At 41.0% G+C, this 16998-nt stretch carries 14 protein-coding genes; 4 read left to right on the top strand and 10 right to left on the bottom strand.

From position 1 onward, the window contains the following. Positions 1-168: 168 nt before the first annotated feature. Complete coding sequence (locus tag BP621_RS14415; protein ID WP_292391197.1) at positions 169-747, bottom strand: TetR/AcrR family transcriptional regulator; 579 nt, start codon at positions 745-747, stop codon at positions 169-171. 186 nt (positions 748-933) lie between these two features. Here BP621_RS14415 and pyrH point away from each other — a divergent pair, with 186 nt between their 5' ends. Both pyrH and BP621_RS14405 read left to right on the top strand, forming a co-directional pair. Continuing rightward, complete coding sequence (gene pyrH, locus BP621_RS14410; protein WP_292391195.1) at positions 934-1635, top strand: UMP kinase; 702 nt, start codon at positions 934-936, stop codon at positions 1633-1635. 12 nt (positions 1636-1647) lie between these two features. Beyond that, positions 1648-1956 (top strand): ABC transporter permease, encoded by a 309-nt coding sequence (locus tag BP621_RS14405; RefSeq protein WP_292391193.1) that lies wholly within the window; start codon positions 1648-1650, stop codon positions 1954-1956. On the opposite strand, the gene BP621_RS14400 is transcribed toward BP621_RS14405, so the two are convergent. The 5 genes from BP621_RS14400 to BP621_RS14380 all read right to left on the bottom strand — a co-directional run bounded on the left by BP621_RS14400 (position 1891) and on the right by BP621_RS14380 (position 7714). Continuing rightward, a complete protein-coding gene (locus BP621_RS14400) occupies positions 1891-2208 on the bottom strand; it encodes a hypothetical protein (RefSeq protein WP_394339314.1) in 318 nt (105 codons plus the stop codon). The genes BP621_RS14405 and BP621_RS14400 overlap by 66 nt on opposite strands. Before the next feature lie 32 nt (positions 2209-2240). Continuing rightward, positions 2241-2480, bottom strand: coding sequence for a hypothetical protein (locus BP621_RS14395; protein ID WP_292391191.1), 240 nt, complete (start codon positions 2478-2480; stop codon positions 2241-2243). Between the two features lie 672 nt (positions 2481-3152). Beyond that, a complete protein-coding gene (locus BP621_RS14390; protein WP_292391189.1) occupies positions 3153-5492 on the bottom strand; it encodes a DUF4157 domain-containing protein in 2340 nt (779 codons plus the stop codon). A 438-nt stretch (positions 5493-5930) separates the two neighbouring features. Continuing rightward, a complete protein-coding gene (locus tag BP621_RS14385) occupies positions 5931-6854 on the bottom strand; it encodes a ribose 1,5-bisphosphate isomerase (RefSeq protein WP_292391188.1) in 924 nt (307 codons plus the stop codon). Between the two features lie 71 nt (positions 6855-6925). Beyond that, on the bottom strand, positions 6926-7714 hold the full coding sequence (locus tag BP621_RS14380) for a helix-turn-helix transcriptional regulator (protein ID WP_292391186.1): 789 nt from the start codon (positions 7712-7714) through the stop codon (positions 6926-6928). A 1276-nt stretch (positions 7715-8990) separates the two neighbouring features. Between BP621_RS14380 and BP621_RS14375 the strand changes: the two genes are divergently transcribed. Then, on the top strand, positions 8991-9575 hold the full coding sequence (locus tag BP621_RS14375; RefSeq protein WP_292391184.1) for an FmdE family protein: 585 nt from the start codon (positions 8991-8993) through the stop codon (positions 9573-9575). Then, positions 9568-10002, top strand: a complete 435-nt coding sequence (gene tsaA / locus BP621_RS14370; RefSeq protein ID WP_292391182.1) for a tRNA (N6-threonylcarbamoyladenosine(37)-N6)-methyltransferase TrmO — start codon at positions 9568-9570, stop codon at positions 10000-10002. The genes BP621_RS14375 and tsaA overlap by 8 nt, the downstream gene beginning before the upstream one ends. A gap of 105 nt (positions 10003-10107) precedes the next feature. On the opposite strand, the gene BP621_RS14365 is transcribed toward tsaA, so the two are convergent. The 4 genes from BP621_RS14365 to BP621_RS14350 form a co-directional block, all read right to left on the bottom strand. Next, positions 10108-14421, bottom strand: a complete 4314-nt coding sequence (locus BP621_RS14365; protein ID WP_292391181.1) for a cobaltochelatase subunit CobN — start codon at positions 14419-14421, stop codon at positions 10108-10110. A gap of 536 nt (positions 14422-14957) precedes the next feature. Continuing rightward, positions 14958-15401: a DUF2149 domain-containing protein gene (locus BP621_RS14360; protein ID WP_292391180.1), complete on the bottom strand. Its 444-nt coding sequence runs from the start codon at positions 15399-15401 to the stop codon at positions 14958-14960. A 29-nt stretch (positions 15402-15430) separates the two neighbouring features. Continuing rightward, positions 15431-16060, bottom strand: coding sequence for a MotA/TolQ/ExbB proton channel family protein (locus BP621_RS14355; RefSeq protein WP_394339313.1), 630 nt, complete (start codon positions 16058-16060; stop codon positions 15431-15433). Next, positions 16057-16749 carry a DUF2162 domain-containing protein gene (locus BP621_RS14350; RefSeq protein WP_292391176.1) on the bottom strand — a complete coding sequence of 231 codons (693 nt, stop codon included), beginning with the start codon at positions 16747-16749 and terminating at the stop codon, positions 16057-16059. The genes BP621_RS14355 and BP621_RS14350 overlap by 4 nt, the downstream gene beginning before the upstream one ends. Between the last annotated feature and the right edge of the window lie 249 nt (positions 16750-16998).

Here is a 16998-nt window from a genome sequence, read left to right as displayed (position 1 = left end):
CTAAGAGCCCATCCCAAAATCACTTTTCAAAGAGGGCAATTTTGATTTTTGAGACGAACTCATTATAACGTGAAGTGGAATATTGACTGATTAGTCAATCGTTAGAATACTTAATTGTATAAAAATATATCTGATTGACTGATCACTCATAAGTAGAGTGAAAAAAAATTATTCTTTAGCCAGACCTCTCCAGATAATCTGAAATCCATCCTCTAAAACCTTATTTTCATCCTGTGATGGATCCGAATCAAGGATAAGGTTCACTACCGTCCTGCTACCCTGATAAAACATTGCAATAATCAGCTCCGCAGAAAAATCTCTAATTTCTCCCGCTACTATTCCTTCATCCACGAGATTATGGAGGAAGACATACTCTTTCATCACTTCTTCACGCGTAAATTTTGTTATATAAGGAGAAGAACAGAACTGTCCGACAAAAAGGAATTCATCCTGATTGTTTACACCCCAGTTGATTAAATTTGACCAGAGTTTTTTCAACTTGTCCTGAAAGGTAATTTCAGTCTCGATCCCTTTTCCCATACTGCGGCTTAACTCTCCTTTTACCTCAAAATACAGGCTGTTGATAAGATCTTCTTTTGTAGGAAAGTAATTGAAAAGGGTGCCTGTGGCTACACCTGCTTCTTTCGAAATTTGGGCAGTGGAAGTACCGTGGAAGCCTCTTTCAGTGAAGAGCTTCAGGGCTGATTTCAGAATGGCTGTTCTTTTGTCTTTGACCTGTTCTTTCATGTATTATCTCTACTATTGACTGATTAGTCATTGATGCTGTAATATTACGTTATTATAAATACTTTATGGCATTTTATTCTTGACTCTTATCCAAGTGTTTCAGTACATAAGGGATTTTGGTAACTTAATTAAAAAGTGTTCAGCGATACATTTAAAAATCCGAATTGTTAATGTGTAGAGATCATCATGCTCATAGTACTCTCATTAGGCGGTTCAATTCTCGCAAAAAATCTTGATCCCGATCGTTTTTCAAAATATGCGGATGTTCTCCGGAAGCTCTCGAAAAAGCATACTCTGCTTGTAGTAGCCGGGGGAGGAGAAGCTGCAAGGAATTACATCGATACTGCAAGGGCAGTTGGAGCCGATGAAGTAACCTGCGACTATATAGGCATTGAAATTACTCGCCTGAACGCACGCCTGCTTGCAGCAGCCCTCGGGCCCGATTCCTATCCGGAAATACCAACTAACTACATGGAAGCCTCAAAAGCGATGAACTCGGGGAAAATCGTCGTTATGGGGGGAGTTACTCCTGGCCAGACCACGGACGCTGTCGCTGCAATTCTTGCGGAGTTCCTGCGGGCAGATCTGCTGGCAATTGCAACATCGATCGACGGAGTTTATTCTTCAGATCCTAACTGTGACCCTTCGGCAGTAAAGTATGACAAAATCTCTCCTGAGAAACTCATAAACATAGTTATGGCAATCGAGATGAAAGCGGGCTCCAAATCTCCTGTTGACCCTGTAGCCGCAAAAATTATCGAACGCTGCAAACTCGACGCTCTTGTTATGGATGCTCGGGATCCTGCCCTGCTCGGAGAAGTTCTCAATGGAGAAGCCGTCAAAAAATCTCCGATATCCTGCGGAACCTGGATTACTACAAAGCTATAAGGCTCATGTCCGTTGCCTACAAGGGAATTCGGGATTCTAAAAGCCATTGGAGCTGAAACAAGGGATATTTTACTCCTCACGCTTGGAGAAGCCTCCTGTATGGGCTTTTTCGGCGGAATACTTGGGATTATTGTAGGCACAGGGGCTGTTTATATTATGAATGCCTGGCTTGCAAATACAAGGATCGTGCTTTTCCTGATAACGCCCAGGCTTCTTATAATTGCCATGATTTTCGCTTTGTTGATAGGGGCTCTCTCAGGGCTTTACCCTGCGTACAGGGCTTCGAAAATGAGCCCGATGGAGGCTTTGAAGCATGCCTGAATTTCGATTTCGTGGGAAGCCGCATATCGTTATATCCGAAAAACCAAAAATAAGAAGTATCCCATCGACAATTGTTTTTTTCAGGTCATTTTTCAGGTAGGCGTACAGCTTTACAAAGCGTTCTTCAAGTTCCGGGGCAAGCCCTATCAAAAGGACATCCCTCTCAAAAGGCGTCAGGGAAAAAAGTTCCGATAAGCCTTGCAATCTCAGATGTATTCTTCTCTTCAGGCTCTCAGCTTTTTTCTTGCTGATCGTTCTCTCCTACACTTCAATTTCTTCAGATTTCAAACCCTGTGATCCATAATTTTCAAAGCTGAAGCATACATCCTGTATAATCGAATTTGCTTCAACTTCCGAAATGAACAGGTTTCCAAAGTTCTATCTATCTTTACAACCTCAGCTCTGGTTTTCTCAAGGAAAAGCCTGATAAACGCTCCTATTCGTATCAGTTCTTCATGGAGATACTCGGAACTGTTTCTATAAAATTCTCTGGCTAGAACAGAAACCACGTTATTTTCTTTCAAGTTCGAATCCAGTTTATGACCCTAGTTATTTGCAAATTCAGCTAAACCATCGCAGTTTATGGAACTCATTTTCAATGCCCTGAAGTGTTTGAAGCAACTTTGATCAACAAAAAGAAAATAATATAATCTTATTTTATAATCTTCCACAAGATTGCAGGTTTTATACAGTTTGGAAGTAATACATATTAATAATTTAATCTTTGTTAAAGACCAACCCCAAAAAATTTAAATTTGCTTCTTTATTTTCGATTATGGGATGAATTAAAAGTTATTTTGTCATCAATTGTCACTCTCTTTATCAAGGGATATAAACTCCCCCACAACAAAATGTGAAAAACAATTTTGAGCCCATCTAAAAAGTGTTGCTATCTTCTGTTTATCTGAAACTTGAAAAGTATAACATACTGAAGGCATACGCGATGCTATAGACCAACTGTGACTTTTAACATTATTAAAATATGATAGGTTATTAGCAGCGTTGATTTTGGGAGCATCAAATAGAAAAGATCAAGATTGTACTAATCATTTGGAATAATTTCATTTAACTGAGTCCATCATGGATTGTCACTGCGCTGAAAGATTGGAAGTTGCCCAATATACTCTATAGGGTCGCAGAACGGATTGGTTTGTTTGTTTTCAATTCCTCAACCCAACCTACGAGACTAGAATGCACTACTTTGGAGGCACCGGGGCACTCTGCATAAATTTCGCCAGCTCCGCACGTAATCTCTCGTTTTCGGCAAGTGCCTGATCGAGAAGCTTGCCTTTTTCCTCCATTTCTTTCTTCTGCCTCTGGACCTCTTTTTGAGTCTCTTCAAGCTGCATACTCAAAAATTCCCTTTCTTCATACAGTTGAGGATATGATGGCTCCCCGCTACCCAAACGGCTCACTTGGAACGCCATGCTCTCGAGAAATTCCTCCTTATCGCCTCGGCTCCATTCCACTCCATTGCGGCCCGGCGTTTTAGCCTCTTCCATCACTGTTGTCGCTAAATCCAACGCGGTTTCCACCTTACGCATACCCCCTTCTCCCAACTCTTTGTCTGCCTTACTCTTCCCTGGAAGCATTAAGGCTGCGCTAGTCCTGATTCGACTTTGCACATCCGTATCTAACAAGAACTGCTTCTTGAACTCCTCAAGTGCTATCTTAGTGTGATCTTGAGTTTGTATGTAATCTAGTATGTAATCTGTGAGCCCTGGCATCCTACCTCTCTCAACGTCATCTTTCCAAGAAGGAATTTTTGTCGACATATAGTCAAAAAATGCATCACCGAAAAATAACATTTTCCTTAGAAATGTTACCGTATCTTCATCGCCCCTCACAACTTGATTGCATTCCTTACAGGCGAATACAAGATTCTTGAGATTTTGGAATATTAGTTCCCAACCTCGCTGGCTCACCTCCCACTTTTTGGCAGTATTTTCTAAGAAAAATAATTTTATATCGATCCCCGACTGCTCGAAATCCTTTTTGAATACCTCTATTAGCTTAGGGTATTTTGCGAGTTCTTCGTTTAGCCTTAACAGCTGCTTTCCGAGTAGTGTTGAAGTTATTATGTGATCCGAATCCAGATTCTCCGATGGAATCCATTTCAAACAATATGCGCAGAAGGTGGTTATCCGCTTACTTTCCACTTTACCTAAAACAATGGGAGTTTCCTTGTATGTTACTAGAGCCCCTCGTCTCTCCATCTCTTTCAGTTCCTCCACTCGGACTTGCCCAGTACTCTGCTTGCTTTCTCCAGTGAAAGAATGGATGATGCCCGATTTAGGCACGTCTTGTAATTCGAAAGGTGGCCGCTTCAATCCTCCTTTAGTTTCTACTTTAGCGCTTTCAGTCGCTGCCTTAGGCAGTCCTCCTTCTACCCCCCTCTTCGACAAAGCTGTCAGCGAAAACGCCATTTTTTCAATTTTGGGTATAAGAATCAGATCCCATTTTTCGTCCTTGCAATCTTCCTTAAAGATCTGTACCCTTCTTCCGTTTTTTATTGACTCCTTGATCAAATTCTTTTCCGGAGTACCGGGAAGGTGATCTACTAATTCGTAGGCATCTCCCTTCTTTATAATATCTTTCTCACCCGTAGAATTATTCCCCGGATCTACTTTCATCACCTCAATCTTTTCCGCTTTCGCTCTGTAGTCAATTCCCTTCTCTTCGAATGCAGCCTGCAGTATCAGCTCTGTGTGTGAGATCTGTCGGTTCTTCCTTGCCATTAGGCTTCTGCAGCCTCCACTCTGCTTTACTACATGAGTCAACTCATGGGCGATCAACTCCTGCCCCTCCCGACTCCCCGGCTCATATGTTCCCTGCCGAAAGAACACATCCTGCCCCATCGTAAACGCCTTCGCTCCCATCTCATCTGCTTCCTGCTCCAAACCAACATCATCATTTATTGCAATATCCTTTAACTGCATAGTTGGCCGTACCCTTTCCTGTGATTGCTGCACCACATGCCAAGCCTCATGCGGCAAATGCCTCTCCTGCCCCTGAGCTACATGAATATTAGTTCCTTGTGTATATGCCAACGCCCCTACCTCAGCAGGTTTTGATGAATTATAATGCACTCTCACATCACTCATATCAATTCCAGACAGGTTCTCCACGCCAGCCTTGAGGTTATCTGGCATTCCGGTATTGTTCTTCTTTGTCTGAAGTGGTTCTTCTTCCTCTGGGATTTCCTGCCGCTGGACAGTTTCAAATTTACCTTGAAGAGGTTCCTCTTCTTCTGGTATCTCCTGCCTCTGCATAATAGGAGCTGCGAAACACGAAGGGCAGATTTCAGGCTTGTTTTCAAACTTGCCTTGAAGAGGTTCTTCTTCCTCAGGTATTCCCTGGCGTTGGACAAGTTCTTGACTTTGAACAGGCGGTGCTTGTTTAGCTTTGGAAGGAATCGCCCCGATTTCTGATAACAGCCTGACAACAGCCCTATTTCCAATAGTACTCTGGAGCTGCATAACATCACCCGGGGTGAGGGATTTTGGATTCATTCTGGCACGCTGGATGATAGCCATTGGATGTGAAATAGGTGCCTGGATTCGGGGAGTTGCTTGCTTTTGAACAGTGGATTTTGATTCTGTGGATCGCTGCGTTTGCTGATGCTCTGGCATGATAAGACATTCCTGTGGGAGGGAACTGTATAATTCTTCAAAAAATTGATAATCTAAATTGTGTCACAACATAAAATACTCTCCGTTTTAATTAAATTTCTTTGAATAGATTATGATTGAGGAATGAGACTGAGCTTTCATATGTGGTTTTTATGGAAAATACCGGTTATTTATACCCAAAACCTACCTTAAAGTGTTCAAAAAGTTAAGAATAAAGAAATGTTCGAGGGTACTCAGGATTACGGAAGGGGTTATTAAAAATTATTAAAGGCGCTAAGGAAGGGTTAAAAACCTCAGGTAAAAATAAATAAAGATTGTCTAAAAATTAAAAATTATCTGTTTTTAAATTTCTCCAAGCTCCCAGCCCAGATGCTCTTTTATAACGGTATAAGCCATTGCAGGGGGTATGATTCCAATATCGGTTACGATCATATCTATGTATTCGGCAGGAGTAAAGTCAAAAGCAGGATTTCTGACCTTCACGTGAGAGAGCTCTGAAATAACCGCAGGGTCCACAACTTCATCTGCAGCTCTTTCTTCGATTTCTATGGGGTTTCCGACAATCGTGCTAGGGCTAAACTTGAAGGTTTCGGCAGCGACCATAAAGCTTTTTCTGGCCTCATGGGCGGCAAGTGCAAGCTGGGAGGTTCCTATCTTATTTACAAGGGCGCCGTTAGCTGCAATAGCATCAGCCCCGACAACGACCTTATCAACTTCTTTCATGTAGTAGCGCACCGCAGAATCCACGATCAGGGTTGTGGGAATCCCGAAATCGTTGAGATGGCGAATTGTCAATAAGCCCTGGCGCCTGGGGCGACTTTCGGTAGCAATTACCGAGATATCCTTTCCGTCTTTAAAGGCTGTGGTGATGATAGAAAGAGCAGCATGGGAGTTACAGTGGGTCATTATAACATCCCCGTCCTGAATTCTTCTTGACCCGATTTTTCCGATTTTTTCAAGGGCCCTGTCTGCTTTCTCGATAAAGAGGTTTGCGTTTTTAATGATTTCCTGCCTTGCTTCTTCCACGTTTGTTGCAGAATACTTTGAAGAGAGTTTTACGGCATTCGGAAGGGAAACGGCGGTCGGGCGGGTACTGACAAGATAATTTGAGACTTCTTTTATTCTGGCACCGAATTCTTCAATTGAAGCTACGTCCAGCCCTGCGGCATAGTCCCTGATAGCTTCAGCAGCGGCTTTTGCAATCCTGCCTGCGCCCCGGATCTCCATAGTCCGGATTTTTTCTGCGGTTTCCTGAACTTTTTGCATAGTATAAGGGATGGCAAGAGTGCAATTTATAACTATCTTCCGGCTGTTCGGGGGTCTATCCGAAAAGATATTTAGATTTCGGTGATTTTGTCCGAGATTTTCTTGTAGTAAGCAAAAAGGTCTTCTCCCCACTGAATAGCCTGCGGGTCAAAGCACAGGACATCTTCTTTATGATCATAAGTGCCGTCCGAAAAAGGTAGGGTAAGGGAAAGGAATCTGTCAGTAACTACATAGGCGATTTCTATTTTTTTGTCATAAACATAAAAACTGGCATTTTCAAATTTAAGAAATTCATTCATTTCTGCTCTGTACTCTTCTTTTATTCTTTTATAAATCGGACGAGTTACAAGAAGAGAAACATCCACCCCATTTTTTGCAAAAGTAAGGAAAAGAGATGGATAAAGTGGGTGAAAAACCGAGGCAATACCACTTATTTTTTTTGATTTCATAAGGTTTTCCACAAATTCCCTGTGAGGTTCAAAGAGTCGCGTCCTATCAGGAGGTTCAGAAAACGTGCAGCTAGCCAGCTCTCCTATTCTTTCCCGCAAAGGGTCGGGTATGGACTCAACTGAGTGGTTTGCCCAGTATTCATATTTGCTTCCGAAGACGTTTAAGACATCTGTCATTTGCTTCATTCTACCAGCTATCGCTATCCCAAGAGGAGCCAGGCTGTAGACGTCGCCTGTCTTTGAAATCAAGGAGTTTTCCCTCAGCTTTTTTAGTTGAGGGAGAATTGCCACCAGACCTACATTCAGGTTTTCTTTAATCTCTGAGATCGATTTGGGCCCATCCTTCAAAAATAAAAGAAGATCTTTCCTTTTTTCGGAAAGGAAAATCAATTCGAGAAGCGGGCTATTCATGTTTTTGTTATATATACAGATATTTGATAAATATCTTCCTCATTTTTCAACTGTACTTCTTCTGAAAGTTTTAATTTTTAAATAGGAATCTGATAGATACTTAAAAAACATTTGGCCGTCCCGAGATTACAAGTTCTTTAAGTGAAATTAAAATTTATAAAAGCGAGGTTTAGCGATATTCAGTAAAACTTTTCTTATTCAATATCGTTTGATAATAAAGCATCTTTTTAACGCATCTTTTGTAAAATCATTTGTTTAAATAAATTTAAAAACTATTTAATGTATTATTAATCGGTTAAGTATGATTAAACTAATTTTATCCCTGCAATCAAGTGGAAATCAATTATTAAATTTTCAACACATAATCAATATATATGATATTATGTAATATATCGAAAAAGATTGTATTGAATGTTAATTTCTGAAATATATATACCATTAATTCGTTTTTGTAATCAGATTTCGTATATGTTTGCATCTGAAAATAGTATTTTATAGGCATTAAATATAATTTATTAGTTAAATAAACAATTGTGGTTCCCTCTTTTGATTTTAAAGCCATTTAATGGGTTTCTGCAAAACTTTAAGTTGTTAAATAAATATAGAATGTTCAGACAGGCTATTCAGTCTGACGATTCTGATTTTGAGGTGGCTAAATAATTTAATGCGACGAAAATTTCAAAGTCGTATAGGTTATATACCTCTATAACATAAAGAGAAAGTCAACGGTTAAGAGTTAAGGGGTTTTTCTCTTAATCGTAGGGGTTGAATCACACAATTGGGAGCCCATCAGAGGTGGCAAACAAGGCTCCCAATTATAATAATTGTTCGTGGAGTATTTTACGTAGAATAGGATTTATCTAAGTCGTTTTCTTCATAATATTCTCAGGAGAAGGTTGATTACTTTAAATTCATACTATATAAAGTGAGCGGAGTCCAGTTTATAAACTTTAATTGGATAACCTCAAACCCGATCTGTATTTGCCTTCAAGGTTTAAGCAAACATAAAATTCTTAAACCAGGCTTCGGCCTTTCTGTCGCTTTAAGAATAAAACCTGATAAACAGTGCAGAATAAATATTTTATTTATAAAATTTCGGAAGCAAGTTTGTTCTTATTACGAGAGAGCTTTTTTGTAATATTAACCAATTAAAAAACATATAAATAGTATCCAAATAATACGGAGTTATTTCATCAAAGTTAATCATTTTTAATATGAAAGTCTAACACGAAAATCAATAGAAATAATAAGAGTTAAAAAACAAGGAGTCAAAAACTTGGATTTCGATACTGCAGTACAGTTTCATGGACATGTCTGCCCCGGACTTTCCATTGGTTACAGGGTAGCAACACTTGCCGCCAAACACTTCAAAGATCGCAGTAAAGATGAAGAACTGATCGCAATTGTAGAAAACCGGTCCTGCGCCGTGGATGCGATTCAGGTAATAAACGGCTGTACCTGTGGGAAAGGGAACCTTATTTTTAAGGATCACGGGAAACACGTTTACACGTACTTCAAAAGGGGGGAGAATAAAGCCCTGAGGATTTCCCTGAAGCCCGATGCTCTCCCTCAGGATGAAAAGCATACTGCACTATTCGCAAAATTGAGGGCAGGCACTGCAAGTCCTGAGGAGGCAAAAGAATTTCGGGTTTTACACGATGCAAAAAGCCAACGAATCCTGGAAATGCCAGAAGAAGAGCTTTTCTGGGTCAAAGAAGTGGAAATCGAGCCGCCTGAAAAAGCCGTAATTTACCCAACCCTAGTCTGCAGTAAATGTGGAGAAGGTTTTATGGAACCCCTGGGCAGGGTTAAAAATGGAAAAATAGTTTGCATTCCGTGTTTTGAGGCAAAAGATGAATGAAATTCCTGAGGTCTCCGAAAGAATTGAAATGATTCCTGTAGGCTACGTTGAAAACGACTACCTTGAACCGGTATACAATGAAGAGGTCTACAATAAAGTCTCAAAGATAGTCCTCAAGAAAGAGTTTATCGATGGGCTTTATAGAATCGAAGATTTTGAGAAACTGTACATCCTGTTTTACTTCAGCAAATCAAAAGGATATAAGCTCATCCACCGCCGCCGTTATGACGGGGAGATTTCCGGAGTTTTTGCCAGCCGGAGTCCTTACCGCCCTAATGGGATAGGGCTTACCATTGTAGAGCTTTTGAAAGTGGAGGATAATGTGCTCCATTTAAAAGGGCTTGATGCAATTAACGGGACACCCGTGCTGGATATTAAGCCCTACATAAAAGAGACTGAAGAAAAGGATGAGGAAACAACGGACTAAAAAAGAAAAAAATTAGTGCCGAAAATCAGTAAGTTTACACTCAAAATAAATAGCCTTTTAGTCAGATGAAAAAGAAAAAAGGGTAAACCCTTTTTAGAATTTAATTTACAGTTTCTTTTTACAGAATCCGAGGTAAATTCCACCTGCAGCTACTACTACAAAAAGGATTCCGAAAATATCAGATCCAGAGAAAGAGATACCGCTGTTTTCTGGTTTTTGCTCGGATTCATTCTGCATCTCATAGCCTTCCACGTAATTAGAATCTGTCGATTTTTGACTTTCAGGAGCATTTTCGGAGTTATCTGTACCATATCCACCATTCGAATCCTGAGATGTCTGGTTGCTAGATGGGCTGGCTTTTGATACAATAGAAGAATTTCCAGCATTGTAGCCGTTATGACTACCTCCACTGCTCTGGATTTCTTCAGCGGTTTTCAGAGTGTCGGTTTTAGTTGCAGCTTCTATTTGCTCAGAGTAACCTGGAACAGAGACCATCCCATTTACAAACTCATTGAGCATGGGATTTCCACAGGTATGATGGCAACATGAAGCTCCATTTTCAGCAACAGACTTTTCATATTCAGTTGCAAGGCTTTCGATAACATCTTCCGAGGGCTTCCAGTAGTCATGTCTGACAGTTTCAAGCATTCTACCTGTCATAGACTGATAAGCATCGGGATTACTCTGCTTGAACCATTCCCTCATAGAGGCATCATTAACATAAGTTTCATACACATCTTGCCAGACAGTATCGTCCACAAGGTCAGGATCACTTACCTCCCAGCCGAAAAGGTTGTTCACAAAATCGGACATCACGCTGCCACCTGAGTATCCGGCACTTTGCATCCCTTCGATCCACTTGTCATTTAAATATCTGGACCTCAAGTCTTTGCTAAGGTATTTCTGCACTCCGATCATCTGAGCCTCATCCGGGTCACTGGTATCCGAAACATACATTTCTGGAGTAGTCCCATCACCCTTTACGTACCTTGTTGCCAGGTTCATACCACCAAAGTACTGGAAAAAGTCATCATTATCAAGGGAATCGTAAAGGTTTGAAGAGGATGAATGTACTGACGCTTCAACGCTTTTCAGGTTGCCTTCAAGAAGTTCTCTGGACTGTATGCCCCAGAAATCCTCGCCGTAAGCATATCCCATTTTGTCCAGGTATACGTTTGCAATAGCTTCATCATCTTCCCATGTCCCGCTTGCACTGACCGCATCTGAGACCCCTAATTCATAGGTCCCATCCGCTGCTGCAAAACAGCGCATTGTAGAGAGCTTTGTTGCAGTCTCGTTGTCGTATCCTGCAGAAACAAGGGAATTGTAGATTGCAAGAGAACTGTTATTAACGTGGTTGGGATAATTTATGCCAGGAAGAGAACTTGCAAGTTTCACAGCGCTATCTACCATCTTTATCTTATCCGGAAAAGCGTCTCTCATTCCTGCAGTTGTGTAGACAATATCAATACGCGGCCTTCCCGACTTTGAAGTATCATAATTCGGTAGCAGTTCATCCTCAGGGATAGCCTCAACTCCGGTCACATACCCATACTCATCCCAGACAGGCTGCACCCCGAGAAGGTAAAGCACTTCGGCTTCCAGAGTCCCGCGGTCCGCAATAAACTCCACCCCGAACCTTGAGAATGAAACTTTTTCAGGATATTCCCCATGTTCGATATAGTAGTCCTCAAGTAACTGGATTGCAAGAGACTTTCCAACTTCCCACGTTGCCTTCGAAGGATAGAGTTTCGAATTTATACTATAATAATTGCGTCCTGTAGGTACAGCGTCCGGATTCATTATGGGATCCAACCCGGAACCTGGTGGGATAAAGCCTCCGCTCAGGGCTGAAAGAATTCTGTCAATTTCCACGTCACATTCAAGAAGCCTGCCCTTATAATCCAGACCCTGTTCTAGATCAAGTGTAACTGTGCTGTTAGTTTTCCCATAAACTGCAATCTGCGCCTTAGAAATGCTCGTATTATTGGTTACTACCTCCCAGACAAGTTTAGTAACTTTTGTATCGTTTAACGGAATTCCGAGAGGATAAACAGATTTAGGGTAGAAAGCACCAGTGATATTATCCTCAAAGCTTCCTCCAAGCATAGATCTTACCATTCCTGTAAGTTCATCTTTTTCAGGATCTGTCATATTTGTTGCAGGAACATGGCTGAGAATATGCATCCCATATGGGATATTTTCATTTCCGACATCTTCTAGATATTCATGAAGGGTATTTTTGACGAAGTTATCAAATTCCTCTTCACTGTAATTTTGAAGAATCGTTACATTATCAATTCCTAGATCTACGCTGAGGTTAAGTGATGCTATCTCGGTAATTATGGCTTGCTGGTATCCTTTTCGGGTCTGATTGGAAATCCCAGGGTCATAGTACTCCTCCACATCAGTTGAAAGATTTAGTAAGTCACCATAAAGCCCGCTACGTTCAAGGGTTGGAGTCAGATGGTCAATAATTAGAGCATTACCCCTGTACTCAGCAGTTATTCCTTCTCCCACGTTGGCAACAATATAGGGATAAATATTCGGAACGTCCTGAAGCAGAAGAGGAGACCAATCGGAAATCCGGTTCATGCCGTAAGTAGAACCTGGAAGCCATTCATGCGTACCGTGAGTTCCCACATGAATAAGCGCATCAGGCTGGAATTCGTGGTTTAGCCAGAGGTAGAAAGCTATGTACTGGTGTGTGGGAGGTACAACACTGCTATGGTAGAGGGTGTCATTATTTTGTCCTGTTCCCCTGGCAGGCTGAGGCATAAGCCAGACATTCCCGAAACGCACTGTAGGAATTACAATGTATTTTCCGGTTTCATTCTCATAGATCATAACACTCTTATTTTGAGGCAGATCTTCGGACCAGGGCTCTCCCCATTCAGCTGTTACATTGGCTCTTAGATTTTCCGGAATTTCAGACTCAAACCACTCTTTGTAAGTCTCCATTGGTATAAGTTGCAGTCCCCACTCAGTCCTGTTTTCGACCATCCCATTAAGAATACCGGGAGCCCAGGAGCCTACATTTATACCTTGAGCCTGAATCATCTCCATGAGTTTACTGTTGTTTTCCGGAATTCCAGAGACCTGATACCCACTTTCGTTCATCGCATTGAGAAGTTCCAGCATACTCTGGGTGGAGTTGAGATAATTTGCTACAATGTTGTCTTTTCCTGAAGGATAGTTGTAATAAATGACAGCTACTTTCTTGTCTTTGTTTTCCTTTAACTTCAGCTCCGCCCAGTTAATTGACCTGTTCGACATCCAGTCAATCTGAGAAGGCAGAGGTTCATAGTTGCTTTCGCCTGTTGCGGAATCATAATTATCAATTCCAATTACAATATACTCGAAAATCCCATCAATGCTCGGGAGCAGGGTCTTGTATACAACCTCTTCACTGGGGATACCCCTATTGTTGTCAGCTATATCAGTAGAATTCGCAGGGTTTGTAACAACCAATCCCGTAAGCACAGGAACGTCAAGGTCTTCAAGCTCCTGTACACCTTTATCAGGATCTTCGTAATTCAAGCGGAAACTCTTGAGAGAAATTACGCACTGGACAAGAGGTTCTCCGTTTTTATCAAAGTAAAACTTGTGGATGTCATTGAAGGTATCAAAACCTGCAATTACGTTGCAGCCCTTTCCTTCCAGATCACGGATAAGAGCGTCTATGACTTCAAGGTTATCACCGGTATAATCAGAATCGTGGAACCATATTCCAATGGTAGGCTTGCTCTTATCGTAAGCATGTCGAGACTCAGTTGCATTGGAGTACCATTCAAGGTAATCAGTAGTGTTTTCAAACGAGTCGCAGCCCGACTCGTTTGTTGAAGAGCGAGCATCCGGATGGTAAAGTCCGGCTTCAGGGAAGTCAATTGGATCCTCGTAAACCCAGTTTTTCGTTAGCTCTGTTTTATCTCCATACGTTTTTGCTAGATAAATTAGGAAGTTTTCTGCATTTTTCTTCAGGACTCCTCTAGAACCCATGTTGTAGAAGAACTTCTCTTCGGTAGAATTATATGGAGTAGTCCCGGCAAAAATCTTATCATAACTTGAAGTGTTGATATATGTCGGATCAATTATAGATGTGATGTCTATGAGAGCAGTCCCGTTTTCATGAGCTCTCTCAAGGTCGTCTCCGATATCCTTGAACTGAGTTGAGAGCATGTAGGTAAATATTACGTCCTGGTTTTCAAAAGTGACATTGCTAAAGTCGGAATACCCCGAAATATACGTTACATTTATACTTGCATTATATAGATTGGACTGCTCTGCTGCAGCAAGGGCGCTTCCGTCATAACAGATAAAAGTAATATTTACCTGATTTTCACCAGCCGATACATTCTGTGCTAGCAGTAGAAGGACTACTGCACATAAGACCAATAACCTGCTTTGTGCCGTACGCATCTTATCCCCAGATATTGCATCATGAACCTTTGGACACCCCGGAAGAAAAATCACCAGAACGCCTGGCCCACAGAATGATTTTATTATCAAAGGTTGTGAATCTTAGAAATGATACAGAAACAGCTATCAGACATCAAAAATGAAATCGGAAGCTCTTGATATAACATGCAGTTAAAATCCGAACTTTCTAAAGACAATGAGTAGCCACTCTGTATGATGGATTCAACATTCGGAGCATTAGGGAATAAAATACATAAAACAAGGTTTTTGGATCATGATTATTAGCTATTTGGATAAAAAGACTGAAGGTAGCGTTTTTAATGAAATATGACCCGAATTATACTCAAATTATAGAAAAAACTATCAATAAGCCGAATTTCTAAAAAGGGATTACTCTGTCAAAAAATATAAAGAATTAGATGCGGTGCTTATTATTCGGCACCGCTTTCCAAATACAAATTTAATTTTTTTCCAAAATCCCGGATAAATCATATCGCTCAGTCCATAACAAATAAAATTCGCCTATTTTATTGAAATCATTCACGTGAAGCGGATACTTTAATTGTACGAAATGGTGGAGACGTACCTGATGAAGTGGATGTGCCTGATGAAGTGGATGTACCGTTACCTTTGCCATCATCAGGTACGTAGATTACCCTGCCATCGGCAAGCCTATATGCTGTCCCCAAAACTTCCCCTGTACCTCCACCTATTTTATCGGTCATGTTTAGGGTTTCTATGGCTTTTCCGTCCTCCTTGATGACAATCTGCATATTCTGAGACTCAGGATTTTTTACAACTGTAGTGTTTTTACCGGCACTCACAATACTGGGCATTTGAGGAGACATAGCAATAACAACCGTGAGAGCCATAACCATAACCAGTGCCACGTCAAATATGTTGATAACTCCGCTCATGGGGTTTTGGTCATCAGAATCATTTAATAAGCCATGCCTCCTATACTTTCTGGATTTTCGCATGATTTTTTCCTCCTTGTCCAGAGATACATTCATCCTAACATCTTTTCCTCAATTGAATCCAGAATAGAATCAATATCCGACATGTCTTCCCAATACCAGCGCCTCCGGATCTGCGTAAACACATAGCCAAATGTGGCCGCAAAAAGCCCGACAACGGTCGCTGCAAAAGCAATTCTCAGGTGTTCTGCAAGGGATTGGATGTCTCCTTCCGTCAGATACAGTAGACAAGGACCTAAAGGGATCAGAGTAGCCATGAGTCCAAGCATAGGCCCAATTGTAGAAATTATCTTTGTAAATTCGAGACGCTTCGCCATCTTAATCTCATATTCTTGTGAGAGCTTCCCGATGGCGGGAATTTGCTTGCCTTCAAGATATTTTGCAGCCTCTCTTGCAAAGGAAGTAACCATGTAATTTTGTTTTATATTTTTAAGAGTCCTGGAAGCTTCCGAAAAATCCGTATTTTGGAGATCATTCTGGATTTTTTTACAGTTCGTCTCCAGGCTGTTCCAGTCTCTATGCCTTTTTGTATACTCGGAAAGGAATTCTCCTAATTGCATCAAGGTAGAAAGCACAAGAATGCCCAGGATTATCAACACCGGGGTCATCAAAGACGAGGAAATGATATTCATCGTTCCAAATAAAAAACTCGTTAAACTCATTGATCAGACCTCTTAATATTTTCCAACAAAAAGCCAGCAAGTGCAATGACCCCACAAATTAGAAGAGGAAATATTGCTGTTTCTTCCCCGCCAGTTGAGGCAATATTCATCTGTTTTGTTTGCATGTATGCCGGTATGAGCATTGCCCCTGACAAATAAAAAATTCCAAGCATCAGCATGGCGCTTCCCAGGGTTTCGGGAGTTATTCCCATCCTGACCTTTCCCATCCTGAAAAGGAAAGAAGAAAACACTACTGATGTAAAAAAAGCAGTTCCCACAAGAAACCCTATTTTTATCCCGGAAAGGTTGAGATTTGCTGAAAGCAGCATACAGGACAAAGCAAGTGCCCCAAGGCAGACCGGACAGGGCATAGATAAAACCAGGAAAGTGTGTCTGGAAACATCCTTTCCTGAATTCCACTTTTTCTGGGTGTAAATTCCGGCTCCAATAAGGAGCAGGGAGAGAAAAACATGAACTTCCATACCCATTTCAGAAAGTTTCTCTAAGGCGTCCAGATTTATGTGATCAGCAACTATTCCGAATAAGAAGGCCAGAAAAAAATAACTGCCTCCAATTATCAAAATTTCTCGTGTATTTATGTTTGAAAATCCACAACCTATTCCAGATTTAATCCCGAAGATAAGGATGCCTATCAAAACACCAATAACAGTTAATGCCGTAGAGTCCATAGTACCTTCTGAGCATCTATAGTAGAATTAGATAAAAACTGGTTTTTGGGTAATATTTGTTACCTTTTGGGGTAATAAGGGCTCATTGAGTGCATTTTTGAGAATACGAGTTTTACTACTCCACGCTTCTTGCCGAAGAAGGAGAAGATAGATAAATAAGTTAAATCCTGGCACGGGAAATATTAAGACAGTAAGATAGTTAAGATAATAAGATAGTGCTCTTTTTAAAACGAGATCAGGTGACGTGGA

This window comes from Methanosarcina sp. UBA5 (genome assembly GCF_002505485.1).
In the GTDB taxonomy this organism is placed as follows: Archaea; Halobacteriota; Methanosarcinia; order Methanosarcinales; family Methanosarcinaceae; genus Methanosarcina.
Note: the sequence above shows the minus strand (reverse complement) of the source record. Positions and strands in the feature narration are given on the sequence as shown.

Bases quoted from the DNA above. Each gene is read 5' to 3' on its own strand.
- BP621_RS14390 (WP_292391189.1), bottom strand. From the start codon at position 5,492: ATGGCTATCATCCAGCGTGCCAGAATGAATCCAAAATCCCTCACCCCG.
- tsaA (WP_292391182.1), top strand. From the start codon at position 9,568: ATGAATGAAATTCCTGAGGTCTCCGAAAGAATTGAAATGATTCCTGTA.
- BP621_RS14365 (WP_292391181.1), bottom strand. From the start codon at position 14,421: ATGCGTACGGCACAAAGCAGGTTATTGGTCTTATGTGCAGTAGTCCTT.
- BP621_RS14415 (WP_292391197.1), bottom strand. From the start codon at position 747: ATGAAAGAACAGGTCAAAGACAAAAGAACAGCCATTCTGAAATCAGCC.
- BP621_RS14360 (WP_292391180.1), bottom strand. From the start codon at position 15,401: ATGCGAAAATCCAGAAAGTATAGGAGGCATGGCTTATTAAATGATTCT.
- pyrH (WP_292391195.1), top strand. From the start codon at position 934: ATGCTCATAGTACTCTCATTAGGCGGTTCAATTCTCGCAAAAAATCTT.
- BP621_RS14385 (WP_292391188.1), bottom strand. From the start codon at position 6,854: ATGCAAAAAGTTCAGGAAACCGCAGAAAAAATCCGGACTATGGAGATC.
- BP621_RS14355 (WP_394339313.1), bottom strand. From the start codon at position 16,060: ATGAGTTTAACGAGTTTTTTATTTGGAACGATGAATATCATTTCCTCG.
- BP621_RS14380 (WP_292391186.1), bottom strand. From the start codon at position 7,714: ATGAATAGCCCGCTTCTCGAATTGATTTTCCTTTCCGAAAAAAGGAAA.
- BP621_RS14350 (WP_292391176.1), bottom strand. From the start codon at position 16,749: ATGGACTCTACGGCATTAACTGTTATTGGTGTTTTGATAGGCATCCTT.